The sequence below is a fragment of the Streptomyces sp. NPDC012466 genome (assembly GCF_042955215.1).
Classification (GTDB): Bacteria; Actinomycetota; Actinomycetes; order Streptomycetales; family Streptomycetaceae; genus Streptomyces.
In genome coordinates this window covers 1,688,088-1,705,465 of record NZ_JBIBEQ010000001.1, presented here as the reverse complement: position 1 = coordinate 1,705,465, position 17,378 = coordinate 1,688,088, and the positions used below count along the sequence as shown (strand labels likewise).

The following is a 17,378-nucleotide window of genomic DNA, read 5'->3' as shown; positions in this document are numbered from 1 at the left end:
AAGTACAAGATCCGGGGAACCTTCTGGTCTCACGCGGCGTTTCTGCTATGTGCACAGTGACATCACGGTGACAGGGTGTGGTGACGGGCGGGGTGCGGCTACGATGACCGGCACAAGGACGGGCGGCGCAAGGGAGTCGTCCCCTGGGGCGGCACCCACCGGTGCTTCCACAGGTCCTGCGGACAGGGGAGGCCCCACGCCGGGGCGAGGAGGGCGGGCCATGGTGCAGAAGGCCAAGATCCTCCTGGTCGATGACCGGCCGGAGAATCTGCTGGCGCTGGAGGCGATCCTCTCCGCGCTCGATCAGACGCTGGTGCGGGCATCGTCCGGGGAGGAAGCGCTCAAAGCGCTGCTCACGGACGACTTCGCGGTCATCCTGCTGGACGTCCAGATGCCGGGCATGGACGGCTTCGAGACGGCGGCGCACATCAAGCGCCGTGAGCGGACCCGGGACATCCCGATCATCTTCCTCACGGCGATCAACCACGGCCCGCACCACACCTTCCGGGGTTACGCGGCGGGTGCGGTGGACTACATCTCCAAGCCGTTCGACCCGTGGGTGCTGCGCGCGAAGGTCTCCGTCTTCGTCGAGCTGTACATGAAGAACTGCCAGCTGCGGGAGCAGGCGTCCCTGCTGCGACTCCAGTTGGAGGGCAACGGCAAGGAGGCGGGCGGCGAGGCCAAGGAGTCGGCCGGGCTGCTCGCGGAGCTCTCCGCGCGGCTGGCCGCCGTCGAGGAGCAGGCCGAAGCGCTGACCAAGCAGCTCAACGACGAGTCGACGGACGCCGCCGCGGTGGCCACGGCGGCTCATCTGGAGCGCAAGCTCACGGGGTTGCGGCGGGCGCTGGACGCGCTGGAGCCGGGCACCGGAAGCGCTTCCTCGGTGTCCTCGCAGAACTGACGCGTGCGCAGGCGGGATTGTTCCCCTGTGACCGCGCGTCAGTTTCGTGCCTCTCCCGGAGCGACACGAACGGGTGAAGCCGTGGACACGCGTGTCCCCTGTCGTCTCCCCCGGTAACCTCACACCCATGGCCTCACGTCCCTCCGCAGCCAGGAAGCCGCCGCCCGCGAAGAAGGCGGCCGCGAAGGCTCCGGCGAAGAAGGCCGCTGCCAAGAAGGCTCCCGCTAAGAAGGCGCCCGCCAGGAAGGCCGCGGCCAAGAAGGTCGCGCCCAGACCGGCACCCAGCCCCACCGGGGGCATCTACCGGCTGGTGCGCGCTGTCTGGCTCGGTGTGGCACACGCTGTCGGCGCCGTGTTCCGCGGCATAGGGCAGGGCGCCAAGAACCTCGACCCGGCTCACCGCAAGGACGGTGTCGCCCTGCTGCTGCTCGGCATCGCGCTGATCGTCGCCGCGGGCACCTGGGCCGACCTCAGGGGCCCCGTGGGCGACCTGGTGGAGATCCTCGTCACCGGTGCCTTCGGCCGCCTCGACCTGCTCGTGCCGATACTCCTCGCCGTCATCGCCGTGCGGTTCATCCGCCACCCGGAGAAGCCCGAGGCCAACGGACGCATCGTCATCGGTCTGTCCGCGCTCGTCATCGGCGTGCTCGGCCAGGTCCACATCGCGTGCGGCTCACCCGCGCGCGACGCCGGTATGCAGGCCATAAGGGACGCCGGCGGCCTCATCGGCTGGGCCATGGCGACGCCGCTGTCCTACGCCATGGGCGATGTGCTCGCCGTGCCGTTGCTGGTGCTGCTGACGGTCTTCGGGCTGCTGGTCGTCACGGCCACCCCGGTCAACGCCATTCCGCAGCGGCTGCGGCTGCTCGGGGTGCGTCTAGGGATCGTCCGCGACCCGGCCGAGGACGCGTTCGTGTTCGTCGAGGACGACGAGCGCTACGAGGAGCAGTGGCGCGAGGCGCTGCCCGCGCGCCCGCGCGGCAGGCGGGGGCAGGCACCCGCGGTGTACGACCCGGACAGTGCCGAGCAGGAGGCGCTCACGCGGCGCCGGGGCCGCCCTCGGCGCTCCGCCGTGCCGCAGCCCGACATGGACCGGCCCAGGGACGCCGTGGACGTCGCCGCTGCGGCCGCCGCCGCGCTCGACGGCGCCGTGCTGCACGGCATGCCGCCCTCACCGATCGTCGCCGACCTCACCCAGGGCGTACGGGCGGGGGACCAGGAGGCGACCACGCCGACCCCCGTCCCGGCCGCCCGCCCCCGGCAGGACGAGCCGCAGCAGGACAAGCCCCGGCAGTCCGAGCCCGAACCGCAGAAGCCGAAGGCCGGCGTCCGCGACCTGACGAAGGCGCCGCCGGCCGAGCCCCGCGAGCTGCCCCCGCGCGCGGAGCAGCTCCAGCTGTCCGGCGACATCACCTACTCCCTGCCGTCGCTCGACCTGCTGGAGCGCGGCGGCCCGGGCAAGGCCCGCAGCGCCGCCAACGACGCCATAGTGGCCGCGCTGACCACCGTCTTCACCGAGTTCAAGGTCGACGCCAGGGTCACCGGCTTCACCCGCGGGCCGACGGTCACGCGCTACGAGGTCGAGCTCGGCCCCGCCGTGAAGGTCGAGCGGATCACCGCGCTGGCGAAGAACATCGCCTACGCCGTCGCCTCCCCGGACGTGCGGATCATCAGCCCGATCCCCGGCAAGTCCGCGGTCGGCATCGAGATCCCGAACACCGACCGGGAGATGGTCAACCTCGGCGACGTACTCCGTCTGGCGGAGTCCGCGGAGGACGACGACCCGATGCTGGTGGCCTTCGGCAAGGACGTCGAGGGCGGCTACGTCATGCACTCGCTGGCGAAGATGCCGCACATGCTGGTCGCCGGCGCCACCGGCTCCGGCAAGTCGTCCTGCATCAACTGCCTGATCACCTCGGTCATGATGCGGGCGACCCCCGAGGACGTCCGGATGATCCTGGTCGACCCCAAGCGGGTCGAGCTGACCGCGTACGAGGGCATCCCGCACCTGATCACGCCGATCATCACCAACCCCAAGCGGGCCGCAGAGGCCCTCCAGTGGGTCGTGCGCGAGATGGACCTGCGCTACGACGACCTGGCGGCCTACGGCTACCGGCACATCGACGACTTCAACAAGGCCGTGCGCGAGGGCAAGGTCAAGCCGCCCGAGGGCAGTGAGCGCGAGCTCCAGCCCTATCCGTACCTGCTGGTCATCGTCGACGAGCTCGCCGACCTGATGATGGTCGCGCCGCGGGACGTCGAGGACGCCATCGTGCGCATCACGCAGCTCGCCCGCGCGGCCGGCATCCACCTGGTGCTCGCCACGCAGCGCCCGTCGGTGGACGTCGTCACGGGCCTCATCAAGGCGAACGTGCCCTCGCGGCTGGCGTTCGCCACCTCCTCGCTGGCCGACTCGCGGGTCATCCTCGACCAGCCGGGCGCCGAGAAGCTCATCGGCAAGGGCGACGGTCTGTTCCTGCCCATGGGGGCCAACAAGCCCACCCGTATGCAGGGCGCCTTCGTCACCGAGGAGGAGATCGCGGGCGTCGTGCGGCACTGCAAGGACCAGATGACGCCCGTCTTCCGGGACGACGTCGTCGTGGGCACCAAGCAGAAGAAGGAGATCGACGAGGACATCGGCGACGACCTCGACCTGCTGTGCCAGGCGGCCGAACTGGTCGTCTCCACGCAGTTCGGCTCGACGTCCATGCTCCAGCGCAAGCTGCGCGTCGGCTTCGCCAAGGCCGGCCGGCTGATGGACCTGATGGAGTCCCGGAACATCGTCGGACCGAGCGAGGGTTCGAAGGCTCGTGACGTTCTTGTGAAGCCTGACGAGCTGGATGGCGTGCTCGCCCTGATCCGGGGGGAGTCTGAAGGGTAGGGAAACGGGACACGGTGGTCGCCTCGCGGGGCGTTACGGCAATTGGGTGTCCTGATCGTGACTCACCCGTAAGGGATCATTGAGCAACCGTTTCCCATCGGCGTACGTCAAGTTGAGGGAAGCGACAAGCAGCGAGCCCACCATCGGAATGTCGGGCCATTCCGATGGCGTACAAAGTGCCACCGCCCGGTTGCCCCACCCTTTTGTACCCCCCCTAGACTGAACTTCCAGCACAGGCGGCCACACGCTCGAAAGGCGCCCCCGTGTCCATCGGCAACTCCCCTGAAGACGAGCGTCCGTTCGAAGACGAGCGCGTCGAAGCAGACCGCGAGGAAGCCCGCCCCTCCATCGGTCGTGTCCTGCAGCAGGCTCGTATCGCCGCCGGGCTGACCGTCGACGACGTCAGTAGCGCCACCCGGGTCCGCATGAACATCGTGCACGCGATCGAGGCGGACGACTTCACCCCCTGCGGTGGGGACGTCTACGCCCGTGGGCACATCAGGACCCTGGCCAAGGCCGTCCACCTCGATCCCGAACCGCTGCTCGCCCAGTACGGCGACGAGCACGGCGGGCGTCCGGCACCGACTCCGGCCGCTCCCCTCTTCGAGGCGGAACGCATCCGTCCGGAGCGGCGGGGCCCCAACTGGACCGCGGCCATGGTCGCCGCGATCGTCGCCGTCATCGGTTTCGTCGGGTTCACGATGTTCCAGGGCGGCGACGACAGCGGCAACGAGTCGAACGTGGCCGAGGGATCCACGCCCGGCGACTCCGCCTCCCCGACCACCAAGACCAAGAAGCCCGCCGACCCCAAGCCGTCCGACAGCGCCATCGCGGCCGCGCCGCAGGACAAGGTGACGGTCCAGGTGGCCGCCGCCGACGGGCGCAGCTGGATCGCCGCCAAGGACCACAACGGCCGGATGATCTTCGACGGCGTCCTCAAGCAGGGCGACTCCAAGACCTTCCAGGACAGCTCGAAGGTCCACCTCGTCCTCGGAGACGCCGGCGCGATCGACCTCTTCGTGAACGGCAAGAAGATCGAGGAGAACTTCCAGCCGGGGTCCGTCGAGCGCCTGACCTACACAAAGGGCGACCCCGAGGCCGGGTGACCGGCCCGAAAGGTCCAGTTGATACGGGGTTGGCCGGGAAACGGCCAACCCCGTCGACATGGGGTGTCAGCGGGACGAAGTAGTCTTGAGCCCATGCCTGAACGCCGTACCGTCGCACTCGTCACCCTTGGCTGCGCCCGTAACGAGGTGGACTCGGAGGAGCTCGCAGGCCGTTTGGAGGCGGACGGCTGGCAGCTCGTGGAGGACGCCGAGGACGCGGACGTCGCCGTCGTGAACACCTGCGGCTTCGTCGAGGCCGCCAAGAAGGACTCCGTCGACGCCCTCCTGGAGGCCAACGACCTCAAGGGGCACGGCAGAACCCAGGCCGTCGTGGCGGTGGGCTGCATGGCCGAGCGGTACGGCAAGGAACTCGCCGAGGCCCTCCCCGAGGCCGACGGCGTGCTCGGCTTCGACGACTACTCGGACATCTCGGACCGCCTCCAGACCATCCTCAACGGCGGCATCCACGCCTCGCACACCCCGCGCGACCGGCGCAAGCTGCTGCCGATCAGCCCGGCGGAGCGACAGGAGTCGGCCGCCGCGGTCGCGCTGCCCGGGCACGCCCCGGCCGACCTTCCGGAAGGCCTCGCCCCCGCCTCCGGCCCGCGCGCACCCCTGCGCCGCCGTCTGGACGGCTCCCCGGTCGCCTCCGTGAAGCTCGCCTCCGGTTGCGACCGGCGCTGCTCCTTCTGCGCCATCCCGTCCTTCCGCGGATCCTTCATCTCCCGCCGCCCGAGCGACGTGCTGAACGAGACCCGCTGGCTGGCCGAGCAGGGCGTGAAGGAGATCATGCTGGTCTCCGAGAACAACACCTCCTACGGCAAGGACCTGGGCGACATCCGCCTGCTGGAGTCACTGCTGCCCGAGCTCGCCGAGGTCGACGGCATCGAGCGCATCCGCGTCAGCTACCTCCAGCCGGCCGAGATGCGGCCCGGCCTCATCGACGTGCTGACCTCGACCCCGAAGGTCGCGCCCTACTTCGATCTCTCCTTCCAGCACTCCGCGCCCGGCGTGCTGCGCGCGATGCGCCGCTTCGGTGACACCGACCGGTTCCTCGAGCTGCTCGACACCATCCGCAGCAAGGCCCCCGAGGCCGGTGTGCGCTCCAACTTCATCGTCGGCTTCCCCGGCGAGAGCGAGGGCGACCTCGCCGAGCTGGAGCGTTTCCTGAACGGCGCCCGGCTGGACGCCATCGGAGTCTTCGGCTACTCCGACGAGGAGGGCACCGAGGCGGCGACCTACGAGAACAAGCTCGACGAGGACGTCGTCGCCGAGCGGCTGGCCCACATCTCGCGGCTGGCCGAGGAACTCGTCTCGCAGCGCGCCGAGGAGCGCGTCGGCCAGACGGTCCAGGTCCTCGTCGAGTCCGTCGACGAGGAGGACGGCGTGTACGGCCGTGCGGAGCACCAGGCGCCCGAGACGGACGGCCAGGTGCTGCTCACGAGCGGCGCGGGGCTGAGCACCGGCCGTATGGTCGAGGCGAAGGTGGTCGGTACGGAAGGTGTCGACCTGGTGGCCGAGCCGCTGCAGGGCTCGCTCACGTCGCCAGCGTGGAGTGAGGAGGCGGGCAGATGACCGGTGTCCCGGCATCCGCGGCGGGAGGCGCCTCAGGCGCGAGGAGGGCAGCGGGCGCTCCGGCCTCCGCGGCGTCCGTGGCCCCCGTGGCCCCGGGGGCGGTGGCCGGGCATGCGGCCACGCGCTCGGCCGATGACGGGACGCCCGGTACGGGGCCCGGTGCCTCGTCCGACGTGGGTCATGGCGGGGCTGCCGCGGCGGCGCCGGGTGCCGATGGGGCGGTCCACGGTGAGGACGCCGACGTCGACGCCCAGGGGGAAGGGAAGACCCCCCGGGGCGGGAAGATCGCCGCAGCGGCCGTCAACCAGGCCAGCGTCTGGAACATCGCCAACCTCCTGACCATGCTCCGGCTGGTCCTCGTCCCGGCCTTCGTCGCGCTGATGCTCACCGACGGCGGTTACGACCCGGCGTGGCGGTCCCTCGCCTGGGCGGCCTTCGCCGTCGCCATGATCACCGACCTGTTCGACGGTCACCTGGCGCGCACCTACAACCTGGTCACGGACTTCGGGAAGATCGCCGACCCCATCGCCGACAAGGCGATCATGGGGGCGGCGCTGATCTGTCTGTCCGCGCTCGGCGATCTGCCCTGGTGGGTGACCGGCATCATCCTCGGCCGGGAACTCGGCATCACCCTGCTGCGGTTCCTGGTCATCCGGTACGGCGTCATCCCCGCCAGCCGCGGCGGCAAGCTGAAGACCCTCATCCAGGGCGTGGCCGTGGGCATGTACGTGCTGGCGCTGACGGGATGGCTGGCCACCCTGAGGTGGTGGGTGATGGCCGCGGCGGTCGTGCTGACCGTGGTGACCGGCCTCGACTATGTGAAACAGGCCATTGTGCTGCGCCGGCAGGGAATCGCCGAGCGCAAGGCCGCGTTGGAGGAGAAGGAAGCGTGAGTTCCACGGCCACCGACGTGGTGCGACTACTCACGGTGAAGGGCGAGACGCTCGCCGTGGCGGAGTCGCTGACCGGTGGCCTCGTTGCGGCGGACCTCACATCCGTCCCCGGGGCGTCCAAGGTCTTCCGGGGCTCCGTGACCGCCTACGCCACCGAACTGAAGCATGACCTGCTCGGTGTCGACGCCACCCTGCTGGCGACACGTGGGGCGGTGGATCCGCAGGTCGCGGCCCAGATGGCAGCGGGCGTACGCAAGGCGCTCGGCACCGACTGGGGCATCGCGACCACCGGCGTCGCGGGTCCTGAGCCGCAGGACGGACAGGCCGTCGGCACGGTCTTCGTCGCGGTGGACGGACCGGGCGGAGCCGATTCCGGTTCTGCCGGCGGCGGAAAAGTGGAGGCTCTGCGGTTGAACGGCGACCGCGCGGAAATTCGTAGAGAGAGTGTACGGAGCGTACTCGCACTGCTCCTGAAGGAGCTTGCGGGCGAACAGACTGGGAATGAGCGGGCACAGGATACGGAACGGAACGGGGGGTTTTGATGTTTGCAGCCCTGAGTGAACACGACATCGCTCCCCGCACGGCCGCGGCGCAAGGCGGTACGGTGGGGCGTAATGGATGCGGCTACGCGGTCCGAGGAGGGAGCCACCGATGATTCTGCTCCGTCGCCTGCTGGGTGACGTGCTGCGTCGGCAGCGCCAGCGCCAGGGCCGTACTCTGCGCGAAGTCTCCTCGTCCGCCCGAGTCTCACTCGGCTATCTCTCCGAGGTGGAGCGGGGGCAGAAGGAGGCTTCCTCCGAGCTGCTCTCCGCCATCTGCGACGCGTTGGACGTACGGATGTCCGAGCTCATGCGGGAAGTGAGCGACGAGCTCGCCCTCGCCGAGCTGGCCCAGTCTGCTGCGGCCACCCCCAGCGAGCCTGTTCCCACGCCGGTTCGCCCGATGCTGGGTTCCGTCTCGGTGACCGGTGTGCCACCGGAACGGGTGACCATCAAGGCGCCTGCCGAAGCGGTGGACGTCGTCGCCGCGTGAGGCTCTGCGCTCACACGGCATGACCAAGGCCCCGGCCGGGCCTCTCCGGAAGATCCGGAGGGGTGCCGCCCGGGGTTTTCGCTTGTTCGGGGCCGACCGCCGCCGTCCTGCCGCCTCTGTGGGCCGTGTCCGGTGTGTGTGCGTTTGCCGGTGGGGCGTGCGGCGGTCATCGTTGAGGTGCGGGGGCAGTCCTCGGAGGTGCGGATGTACGTCGTGAAGAGCCCGTTGTCGGACGCGAACCTGAAGACCGTGTCCGAGGCGCTGCAAGGTGCCCTCGTCGATCTGGTGGACCTCGCCCTCGTGGCGAAGCAGATCCACTGGAACGTGGTGGGGCCGCGCTTCCGTTCCGTCCATCTCCAGCTCGACGAGGTCGTCGACACCGCGCGGAAGTACTCCGACACCGTGGCCGAGCGTGCCGCGGCCCTCGGGATCTCGCCGGACGGGCGGGCCGCGACGGTTGCCGTCGGCAGCGGGATCGGGGTGACCCCCGAAGGGTGGGTCGACGACACGACTGCCGTGAGCGCGCTCGTCGAGGCGCTGGGTGCGGTGATCGCGCGGATGCGGGAGCGGGTCGACACGACCGGTGAGCCGGATCCCGTGAGCCAGGACATCTTCATCGGGATCACGGCGGACCTGGAGAAGCATCACTGGATGTTCCAGGCCGAGAACGGGTGACGGAGAGCGCGGGAGCGAGTGACGGGCCGGGCGTGCGAGATGCCATCGCTCGGCGCGCAGGGGTGCGCGACGTGAGCGGTGTGCGGGTGCGCGGCCCGAGCGGGATGCGCGGTGCGCCCGTGTGCCCGTCGTGCGCCCTGTCCGCGGGCCCGGGCGGCTCCATAGCGTCGAGCCGGGGGTCGCGGCCGTGGCGGGCATAGCGCGCTGGGGGAGCCGGCACTGGGGGGCCCGCGGGGCCGTGCTCGGACTCGGGGCGCTGTGGTGGTGGGCCGTGCTGCGGCTGCTGGCCGCGCCTGAGGCGGGGGTGCTGGAGGCGGCGGTCGCGGCCGGGGGATGGGGGCTGAGCGTCCTGCCCGTGCATTGCGTGCCCAAGGGGAGGGCGCGGGGGGTGGTGGGGGCAGGGCGCTGGCGGAGGGTCCTCGGAGCGGGGAGTCGAGGGATGGTGGAGCGTCGGGGGTGAGGGGCTGGGGGCGACGGCTGGCGTGCGCCGGTGCTGCGGGGCGGGGTTCCAGGGGGCGTGGGGTCTTGTGGATGCCGGTGATGTGGTCGCTGTACGGGGTGCTGCGGCTGTGCGGGCGGGGCCCGGGGGGAGCCGGGGTCGGCGGGCCGGCAGGTGGCCAGGGGGGTGCTGCGGCTGTGCGGGCGGGGTTCCGGGGGGAAGCCGGGGTGGCGGGCCGCAAGGCGGCCAAGGGGGCGCTATGGGGTGCAGACGGGCCGGGCCCGCGTCACCACGGCATCGCCACACCCCCGTTCGGGCGGAGGATCTGGCCCGTCGTGAAGGCTGAAGCGTCGGAGACCAGGTGGAGGACCGCGTGGGCGATGTCCTCGGGCTCGCCGACCCGGCGCAGGGGGGACATGCGGGCCATGGCGGACTCCGTGTGCGTCTGGGACTCACTGTCGTGGCGGTCGGTCATGGGCGTACGGGTCCACCCCGGGGCGACCGCGTTGACGCGGATGCCGTGCCGGCCGACCTCCGTCGCCAGGGTCTTCGTCAGCTGGACCACCGCCGCCTTGGCCGCCCCGTAGCAGAGCAGCCCGGGGCCGCCCGTGTCGACGGCGCCCGATGCCATGGTGACGATGCTGCCCCGGGTGCCGTGGGCGATCATCAGACGGACCGCCTCCTGGCAGGCGTACAGCACCCCCTTGAAATTGACGTTCAGCACCCGGTCGAGGTCCTCGTCGCGGGTTTCCAGCACGGGACTCCGATGCATGATCCCGGCGATCGCGGCCAAGGCGTCCAGGCGTTCGCACGAGGTGAGGGCCTGCCGCAGCAGGGTCCGGTCGGTGACGTCGAGGCTGTGGGTACGGGCTGTGCCGCCTCTGTCCTCGATCAGGGTCGCCGTCTCGCGCAGACCCTCGGTGTCACGGTCCGCGCAGTGCACGGTCGCGCCCGCCTCGGCCAGCAGGAGCGCCGAGGCGCGGCCGATGCCGCTCGCCGCGCCGGTGACGAACGCGGTGCGGCCGGTGAGGTCGTACGCCGTGACGGGCATACGGGGACCGTACGAGCGTTTCTGACGGGTCGTCAATTGGTGCGGCTGCGCCGCCGACCGGGAGAAGCGGCCGGGGCGGGGCCCGGCTGACAGGTGGGGCACCAGTAGGTGGGGCGCTCGCGGGAGCCGTCGCCCTGCTCGGCGACGCGAATCGAGGTGCGGCACCGCAGGCAGGGACGGGGTGCCCGGCCGTAGACGAAGAGGTCCTGGCCGCGGCGGCCCGTCGTGCTGCGGATCGGGCGGTCGCGGTTGGCCTCCAGCAGCTTCTTGGCGAGCCCCGGCAGCTCGGCGGCGCGGTCGGAGGGCAGGGCGCCTGCGGGGAGCCAGGGGGTGACGCCCAGCAGGAAGCAGAGCTCGCTCTTGTAGACATTGCCGATACCGGCGAGGTTGCGCTGGTCGAGCAGGGCCTCGCCGAGCTCGCGGGCGGGATCCTGGAGGACGTTGGCGAGGGCCCGGTCGGGATCCCAGTCGGGGCCCAGGAGGTCGGGGCCCAGATGGCCGACCACGCGGTGTTCGTCGGTGGTGCGCAGGAGTTCCAGGACGGGGAGGCGGTAGCCCACGGCCGTGCGGTCGGTGGTGCCGAGGATCGCGCGGATCTGATGGCCCGGGCCGCCGGTCCAGCGCTGGCCGTTCCCGTACACCTTCCAGGAGCCGTCCATCCGCAGGTGGGAGTGGAGCGTCAGGCCGCCTTCGATGCGGGTGAGGAGGTGCTTGCCGCGCGGCGTGACGTCCCGGACCGTGCGGCCGGTGAGGTCGGCCGTGGCGAAGCGGGGCACCCTGAGGTCGCTGCGGGTCAGCACCTTGCCCGCGAGGGCGTCGTGCAACCGCCTCGCGGCCTGCCAGACCGTGTCACCTTCGGGCATGGGTCAAGAGTGGCACGGCGGACGCGTGCCCGGCCGGAGCGGCTGTGGGCGGATGACCGTCAGGCACGCAGACGCAGTCCTCGGGGCGTCGCGATGAAACCAGCTCCTTCCAGGAGGGTGCCGATGGGGGAGGTCAGGGCCTGGACGCCGTTGACGCGCTCCACGGTGACCGTGCCGAGCGAACCCGCGCGGGCAGCGGCGGCGAGGGCCTCCGCGGCGCTGCGCAGGCGGGGGTCGTCGGCGGGGTCGCCTTCCGGATCGGTCGCCCAGGCCAGCAGGGTCTTGCCGCCGCGCTCCATGTAGAGCGTCAGTTCGCCGTCGACGAGCACCACCAGGGAGCCCGCCTTGCGGCCCGGCTTGTGCCCGGCGCCGGTCGGAGGCTCGGGCCATGCCAGGGCGGCGCCGTACGCGTTCGCCGGGTCGGCGGCGGCGAGGACGACGGCCCGCCAGGCGTCGTCGGGGCGGCCCCGGCGGCCCGGGAACCCCTGGTCGTACGCTGCCCGCCCGCCGTTCTGCCAGGGCGGGGCGTCCTGCCGGGCGTAGTCGCGGGGCGAGACCCACTCGCCCGGCGACGGCTCGGGAACCTCGTAGGGCGAGCCAAGGTCGGGGAAGCCGTCGGGGCCGGGGGCGGTGGTGTGGTCGTGGGAGGGGGCGGAGTCGTCCGGACCGGCGAAGTCATGAGCGGGGAACGGGTCGGGTCCGGAACCGGGGGGCGGGCCGGGCAGGGCCTCACCGCGATCGCGGGCGTTGGACACCGCGCGCAGACGGTCCACCGCACCGTCCATCGCGAACTGCGCCGCACCCAGGCCCTCCACCACGTAGCCGCGACGGGCCTGGCCGCTCTCCTCGAAGACGGACAGGACGCGGTACGTCGCCGAGAAGCCGCCCTCGACGCCCTCCGCCGAGACGGCGCCCCGGGTGACCACGCCGTGCCGGTCGAGGAGCGTGCGGGCGAGGGCGTGGGCCCGCACGGTGGGGTCAGGCTCGTGGGCCGGCAGCAGGGACCAGCGGCCGGCGACCGTCGGCGGGCCGGAGCGGGAGGCGGTGCGGGCCGCCGCCGTCAGGGAGCCGTAGCGGCCGCGCGGGACGCTGCGCTTGGCGCGGTGGGCCGTGGAGCCGGCGGTGCGGCCCGAGCCGAGCAGGGAGCGCATGGGGGTGAGCGTGTCGTTGGTCAGACGGCCGGACCAGGCCAGGTCCCACAGGGCGTCGGCCAGTTGCGGGTCGGTGGCCTCGGGGTGGGTGGTGGCGCGGACCTGGTCGGCGATCTGGCGGAAGAACAGGCCGTAGCCGCCGGAGAGGGTGTCCAGGACCGACTGGTGCAGGGCGGTCAGCTCCAAGGGGTGCGGGGGCGGCAGCAGCAGGGGGGCCGCGTCGGCCAGGTAGAGGGAGACCCAGCCGTCCTTGCCGGGGAGGGAGCCCGCCCCGGCCCAGACGACCTCCCCGGCGGCGGTCAGCTCGTCCAGCATCGCCGGGGTGTAGTTCACGACCCGGGACGGCAGGACCAGCTTCTCCAACGCGGAGGCGGGTACCGACGCGCCCTGCACCTGCTCGATGGCGCGGACCAGCCCGTCGATGCCGCGCAGGGAGTGGCCCTTGCCGATGTGCTGCCACTGCGGAAGGAACTGGGCGAGCGCGGCGGGCGGCACCGGCTCCAGTTCGTGCCGCAGCGCGGCCAGGGAGCGGCGGCGCAGCCGGCGCAGCACGGCAGCGTCGCACCACTCCTGACCGATGCCGGCCGGGTGGAACTCGCCCTGGACGACGCGGCCCGCTGCGGCCAGTCGCTGGAGGGCGCCCTCGGTGACGGCCGCGCCCAGGCCGAAACGGGCGGCAGCCGTGGTCGAGGTGAACGGGCCGTGGGTGCGGGCGTAGCGGGCGAGGAGGTCGCCGAGCGGGTCCTTGACGGGCTCTGTGAAGGCTTCCGGGACGCCGACCGGCAGGGCGGTGCCCAGCGCGTCGCGCAGGCGGCCCGCGTCCTCGATCGCCGCCCAGTGGTCCCTGCCCGCGATCCGGACCCGAATGGCCCGGCGGGTGCCGGCCAGCTCCTTGGCCCACTGCGGGTCGGCGCCCCGCTCGGCCAGTTCCGCGTCCGTGAGCGGGCCGAGGAGACGGAGGAGGTCCGCGACACCCTCGGCGTCCTTGACGCGCCGGTCCTCGGTGCGCCACTGGAGCTCCTGCTCCAGCTCGGCCAGCACCTCGGCGTCGAGCAGCTCGCGCAGCTCCGCCTGTCCCAGCAGCTCGGCCAGCAGCCGCGAGTCCAGCGACAGGGCGGCGGCGCGGCGCTCGGCCAGCGGGGAGTCCCCCTCGTACAGGAACTGGGCGACGTAGCCGAAGAGGAGGGAGCGCGCGAAGGGGGACGGCTCGGCGGTGGTGACCTCGACCAGGCGCACCTTGCGGGACTCCAGGTCACCCATCAGCTCCACGAGCCCCGGCACGTCGAAGACGTCCTGGAGGCACTCCCGGACCGCCTCCAGAACGATCGGGAACGAGCCGAACTCGCTGGCCACCTGCAACAGCTGGGAGGCGCGCTGCCGCTGCTGCCACAGCGGGGTGCGCTTGCCCGGATTGCGGCGCGGCAGCAGCAGCGCGCGGGCGGCGCACTCGCGGAAACGGGAGGCGAACAGGGCCGAGCTGCCCACCTGATCGGTGACGACCTGGTCGACCTCGCCCTTGTCGAAGACGACGTCGGCGGCGCCCACGGGTGCCTGCTCGGCGTCATACTCCCGGCCCATCTTCACGGGCTCCTGGTCCAGCAGGTCCAGACCCATCACGTCGGCGTCCGGCAGGCGCAGCACGATGCCGTCGTCGGCGTGCATGACCTGCGCGTCCATGCCGTACCGCTCGGAGAGCTTCGCGCCGAGCGCGAGCGCCCAGGGGGCGTGCACCTGGGCACCGAAGGGGGAGTGCACGACCACCCGCCAGTCGCCGAGCTCGTCGCGGAAGCGCTCCACGACGATCGTCCGGTCGTCCGGGATGTGGCCGCAGGCCTCGCGCTGCTCGTCCAGGTACGACAGCACGTTGTCCGCCGCCCACGCGTCCAGGCCGGCGGCGAGGAGGCGCAGGCGGGCGTCGTCCTTGGACAGCGAGCCGACCTCGCGCAGGAACGCGCCCACCGCCCGGCCCAGTTCCAGCGGGCGGCCCAGCTGGTCGCCCTTCCAGAAGGGCAGCCGGCCCGGCACGCCCGGGGCCGGGGAGACCAGGACGCGGTCGCGGGTGATGTCCTCGATGCGCCAGGAACTGGTGCCGAGCGTGAAGACGTCGCCGACGCGGGACTCGTAGACCATCTCCTCGTCGAGCTCGCCGACCCGGCCGCCGCCCTTCTTCGGGTCCGCCCCCGCGAGGAAGACACCGAAGAGGCCGCGGTCGGGGATCGTGCCCCCGGAGGTGACGGCGAGCCGCTGTGCGCCGGGACGGCCGGTGATCTCACCGGTGACCCGGTCCCACACCACGCGCGGACGCAGCTCCGCGAACGCGTCGGACGGGTAGCGGCCCGCCAGCATGTCGAGGACGGCGGTGAAGGCCGACTCGGGCAGTGAGGCGAACGGGGCGGCCCGGCGGACGGCCGCGAGGAGGTCGTCGAACTGCCACGTGTCCAGGGCCGTCATGGCGACCACCTGCTGGGCCAGCACGTCCAAGGGGTTGGCGGGCACCTTGAGGGATTCGATGGAACCGGTGCGCATGCGCTCGGTGACCACCGCCGCCTGCACCAGGTCGCCGCGGTACTTCGGGAAGACCACACCGGTGGAGACCGCGCCCACCTGGTGTCCCGCCCGGCCGACGCGCTGCAGGCCGGAGGCGACGGACGGCGGCGACTCCACCTGCACGACCAGGTCCACCGCGCCCATGTCGATGCCCAGTTCGAGACTGGACGTGGCCACGACCGCCGGGAGCCGGCCCGCCTTGAGGTCCTCCTCGACCAGGGCACGCTGCTCCTTGGACACCGAGCCGTGATGGGCACGCGCGATGACCTGCGGGGCGCCCTGGGCCGCTCCCGAACCGCCCATGAGCTCGGCGGGGGAGTGGTGCTCGTCCAGCGTCTCGCCCGTGGCCCGTTCGTACGCGATCTCGTTCAGGCGGTTGCAGAGGCGCTCCGCGAGACGGCGGGAGTTCGCGAAGACGATCGTGGAGCGGTGGGACTGGACGAGGTCGGCGATCCGCTCCTCCACATGCGGCCAGATCGACGGGCGCTCGGCGCCCTCCTGGCCGTCCGCCACCGGGGAGCCCCCCAGCTCGCCCAGGTCCTCGACCGGGACGACCACCGACAGGTCGAACTCCTTGCCCGATTCCGGCTGGACGACCTCCACCTTGCGGCGCGGCGAGAGGAAGCGGGCCACCTCGTCCACCGGCCGGACCGTGGCGGAGAGGCCGATACGGCGGGCGGGCTTGGGGAGGAGGTCGTCCAGACGCTCCAGGGAGAGCGCGAGATGGGCACCGCGCTTGGTGCCGGCGACCGCGTGCACCTCGTCGAGGATCACCGTCTCCACACCCGCCAGCGCGTCGCGCGTGGCCGACGTGAGCATCAGGAACAGCGACTCCGGGGTCGTGATCAGGATGTCCGGCGGGCGGGTCGACAGAGCGCGGCGCTCGGCCGCAGGGGTGTCGCCCGAGCGGATGCCCACCTTGACCTCGGGCTCGGGCAGGCCGAGGCGCACGGACTCCTGGCGGATACCGGTCAGCGGGCTGCGCAGGTTGCGCTCGACGTCCACCGCCAGGGCCTTCAGGGGGGAGACGTACAGGACGCGGCAGCGCTTCTTGGGGTCGGCGGGGGGAGGAGCCGAGGCCAGCTGGTCCAGGGCGGCCAGGAAGGCCGCCAGGGTCTTGCCGGAGCCGGTGGGGGCGACGACCAGCACGTCCGAGCCCTCGCGGATGGCCTGCCACGCACCGGCCTGGGCGGAGGTGGGCGCGGAGAAGGCACCCGTGAACCAGGCGCGGGTCGCGGGGGAGAAGCCGTCCAGGGCTCGGTGCGCATTGCTGGGCATGCGTCCATCGTGCACCTCGGCACTGACATCGGGGCCTCGCCGCCTCGGGGCCCGCCCTGCCGCCGCGGGAGGCGGGCCGGGGCCGCGCCGGTCGTCCACCGCCGCGGACAATGGTCGTATGAACGAGCGCGCACGGCATTGGCAGTACGACGAGCTGCCCGGGGTCGATCTGCTGCGGGCCCGGTATGTGCGCAAGACGTTCGTGCGGCACACACACGAGAACTTCGTGATCGCCGCCATCGCCGACGGGGTGGAGGTGTTCCACCACGGCGGCGGCGATCAGTACGCGGGCGCCGGCGCTCTCGCACTGGTGAACCCCGATACGCCGCACACCGGGCGGGCCGGGGTGCCCGAAGGGTGGCGGTACGGGGCCGTGTACCCACCGGTCGAGGTGGTGGCGGAGATCGCCGCCGAGATGACGGCGCTGCGGGGGACGCCGGGCTTCGTCAGCCCGGTGGTGGACGATCCGTACGCCGCCGGTCTGGTGCACCGGGTGCTGCGGGCCGCCGACGAGGGCAACGCGCTGGCCGCGGACACACTGCTGCGGGTCGCCGTCACCAGGTTGCTGCGGCTGAACGGCGGGCCCATGCCGCGGCGGGAGGTGCGGACGGCGGGGGCCCGCGTCGCGGCACGCGCGCGTGCCGTGCTGGAGGAGCGGATGGCCCGGCCGCCGACACTGCAACAGCTGGCGGCCGGCCTCGGTACCAGCCCGTTCGCCCTGCTGCGGGCCTTCCGGGACGTCTACGGGATGCCGCCGCACGCCTGGCTCACGGACGCGCGGGTACGACGGGCGCGGCGGCTGCTCGACACGGGGACGGCACCCTCCGAGGTCGCCGTGACCGTCGGATTCACCGACCAGCCGCATCTCAACCGGCACTTCAGCCGGATCGTCGGCGTGCCTCCGGGGGCGTACCAGCGGGAGCGCAAGAACGTACAAGACCCGCGATAGCCGAGCCCGTAACGTGCGGGGCGTGGCAGATCGGACT

At 72.2% G+C, this 17,378-nt stretch carries 13 protein-coding genes; 10 read left to right on the top strand and 3 right to left on the bottom strand.

All coding sequences use genetic code 11. The features are described from left to right. The first annotated feature begins 220 nt into the window (after positions 1-220). The 9 genes from ACFY9E_RS07460 to ACFY9E_RS07420 all read left to right on the top strand — a co-directional run bounded on the left by ACFY9E_RS07460 (position 221) and on the right by ACFY9E_RS07420 (position 9,523). Positions 221-901 (top strand): two-component system response regulator, encoded by a 681-nt coding sequence (locus ACFY9E_RS07460; protein WP_031107851.1) that lies wholly within the window; start codon positions 221-223, stop codon positions 899-901. A gap of 127 nt (positions 902-1,028) precedes the next feature. After that, on the top strand, positions 1,029-3,782 hold the full coding sequence (locus tag ACFY9E_RS07455; protein WP_390980206.1) for a DNA translocase FtsK: 2,754 nt from the start codon (positions 1,029-1,031) through the stop codon (positions 3,780-3,782). Between the two features lie 263 nt (positions 3,783-4,045). Continuing rightward, on the top strand, positions 4,046-4,888 hold the full coding sequence (locus ACFY9E_RS07450; protein ID WP_390980204.1) for a RodZ domain-containing protein: 843 nt from the start codon (positions 4,046-4,048) through the stop codon (positions 4,886-4,888). Between the two features lie 93 nt (positions 4,889-4,981). Beyond that, positions 4,982-6,463: a 30S ribosomal protein S12 methylthiotransferase RimO gene (gene rimO / locus ACFY9E_RS07445; protein ID WP_390980202.1), complete on the top strand. Its 1,482-nt coding sequence runs from the start codon at positions 4,982-4,984 to the stop codon at positions 6,461-6,463. Further along, positions 6,460-7,356: a CDP-diacylglycerol--glycerol-3-phosphate 3-phosphatidyltransferase gene (pgsA, locus tag ACFY9E_RS07440; protein ID WP_390980200.1), complete on the top strand. Its 897-nt coding sequence runs from the start codon at positions 6,460-6,462 to the stop codon at positions 7,354-7,356. The genes rimO and pgsA overlap by 4 nt, the downstream gene beginning before the upstream one ends. Then, positions 7,353-7,898 carry a nicotinamide-nucleotide amidohydrolase family protein gene (locus ACFY9E_RS07435; protein WP_390980198.1) on the top strand — a complete coding sequence of 182 codons (546 nt, stop codon included), beginning with the start codon at positions 7,353-7,355 and terminating at the stop codon, positions 7,896-7,898. The genes pgsA and ACFY9E_RS07435 overlap by 4 nt, the downstream gene beginning before the upstream one ends. 109 nt (positions 7,899-8,007) lie before the next feature. Continuing rightward, entirely contained in the window at positions 8,008-8,388 is a 381-nt protein-coding gene (locus tag ACFY9E_RS07430; RefSeq protein ID WP_003993396.1) for a helix-turn-helix domain-containing protein, read from the top strand. 204 nt (positions 8,389-8,592) lie between these two features. Continuing rightward, positions 8,593-9,063 carry a ferritin-like domain-containing protein gene (locus tag ACFY9E_RS07425; RefSeq protein WP_390980196.1) on the top strand — a complete coding sequence of 157 codons (471 nt, stop codon included), beginning with the start codon at positions 8,593-8,595 and terminating at the stop codon, positions 9,061-9,063. Positions 9,064-9,250: 187 nt separating this feature from the next. Next, complete coding sequence (locus ACFY9E_RS07420; protein WP_390980194.1) at positions 9,251-9,523, top strand: hypothetical protein; 273 nt, start codon at positions 9,251-9,253, stop codon at positions 9,521-9,523. 265 nt (positions 9,524-9,788) lie between these two features. On the opposite strand, the gene ACFY9E_RS07415 is transcribed toward ACFY9E_RS07420, so the two are convergent. The 3 genes from ACFY9E_RS07415 to ACFY9E_RS07405 are packed head-to-tail and all read right to left on the bottom strand — an operon-like array spanning position 9,789 to position 16,392. Then, positions 9,789-10,553, bottom strand: coding sequence for an SDR family oxidoreductase (locus ACFY9E_RS07415; protein ID WP_390980192.1), 765 nt, complete (start codon positions 10,551-10,553; stop codon positions 9,789-9,791). A gap of 32 nt (positions 10,554-10,585) precedes the next feature. Further along, positions 10,586-11,416, bottom strand: coding sequence for a DNA-formamidopyrimidine glycosylase family protein (locus ACFY9E_RS07410; RefSeq protein WP_390980190.1), 831 nt, complete (start codon positions 11,414-11,416; stop codon positions 10,586-10,588). Between the two features lie 59 nt (positions 11,417-11,475). Then, positions 11,476-16,392, bottom strand: coding sequence for an ATP-dependent helicase (locus tag ACFY9E_RS07405; protein ID WP_390980188.1), 4,917 nt, complete (start codon positions 16,390-16,392; stop codon positions 11,476-11,478). A 118-nt stretch (positions 16,393-16,510) separates the two neighbouring features. On the opposite strand from ACFY9E_RS07405, the gene ACFY9E_RS07400 reads away from it, so the two are divergent. After that, positions 16,511-17,341 (top strand): AraC family ligand binding domain-containing protein, encoded by an 831-nt coding sequence (locus ACFY9E_RS07400; RefSeq protein WP_390980186.1) that lies wholly within the window; start codon positions 16,511-16,513, stop codon positions 17,339-17,341. Positions 17,342-17,378: the final 37 nt, after the last annotated feature.

Excerpts from the sequence above, each read along its gene's own strand:
- ACFY9E_RS07460 (WP_031107851.1), top strand. The coding sequence starts at position 221 with ATGGTGCAGAAGGCCAAGATCCTCCTGGTCGATGACCGGCCGGAGAAT.
- ACFY9E_RS07455 (WP_390980206.1), top strand. The coding sequence starts at position 1,029 with ATGGCCTCACGTCCCTCCGCAGCCAGGAAGCCGCCGCCCGCGAAGAAG.
- rimO (WP_390980202.1), top strand. The coding sequence starts at position 4,982 with ATGCCTGAACGCCGTACCGTCGCACTCGTCACCCTTGGCTGCGCCCGT.
- pgsA (WP_390980200.1), top strand. The coding sequence starts at position 6,460 with ATGACCGGTGTCCCGGCATCCGCGGCGGGAGGCGCCTCAGGCGCGAGG.
- ACFY9E_RS07430 (WP_003993396.1), top strand. The coding sequence starts at position 8,008 with ATGATTCTGCTCCGTCGCCTGCTGGGTGACGTGCTGCGTCGGCAGCGC.
- ACFY9E_RS07425 (WP_390980196.1), top strand. The coding sequence starts at position 8,593 with ATGTACGTCGTGAAGAGCCCGTTGTCGGACGCGAACCTGAAGACCGTG.
- ACFY9E_RS07415 (WP_390980192.1), bottom strand. The coding sequence starts at position 10,553 with ATGCCCGTCACGGCGTACGACCTCACCGGCCGCACCGCGTTCGTCACC.
- ACFY9E_RS07410 (WP_390980190.1), bottom strand. The coding sequence starts at position 11,416 with ATGCCCGAAGGTGACACGGTCTGGCAGGCCGCGAGGCGGTTGCACGAC.
- ACFY9E_RS07405 (WP_390980188.1), bottom strand. The coding sequence starts at position 16,392 with ATGCCCAGCAATGCGCACCGAGCCCTGGACGGCTTCTCCCCCGCGACC.
- ACFY9E_RS07400 (WP_390980186.1), top strand. The coding sequence starts at position 16,511 with ATGAACGAGCGCGCACGGCATTGGCAGTACGACGAGCTGCCCGGGGTC.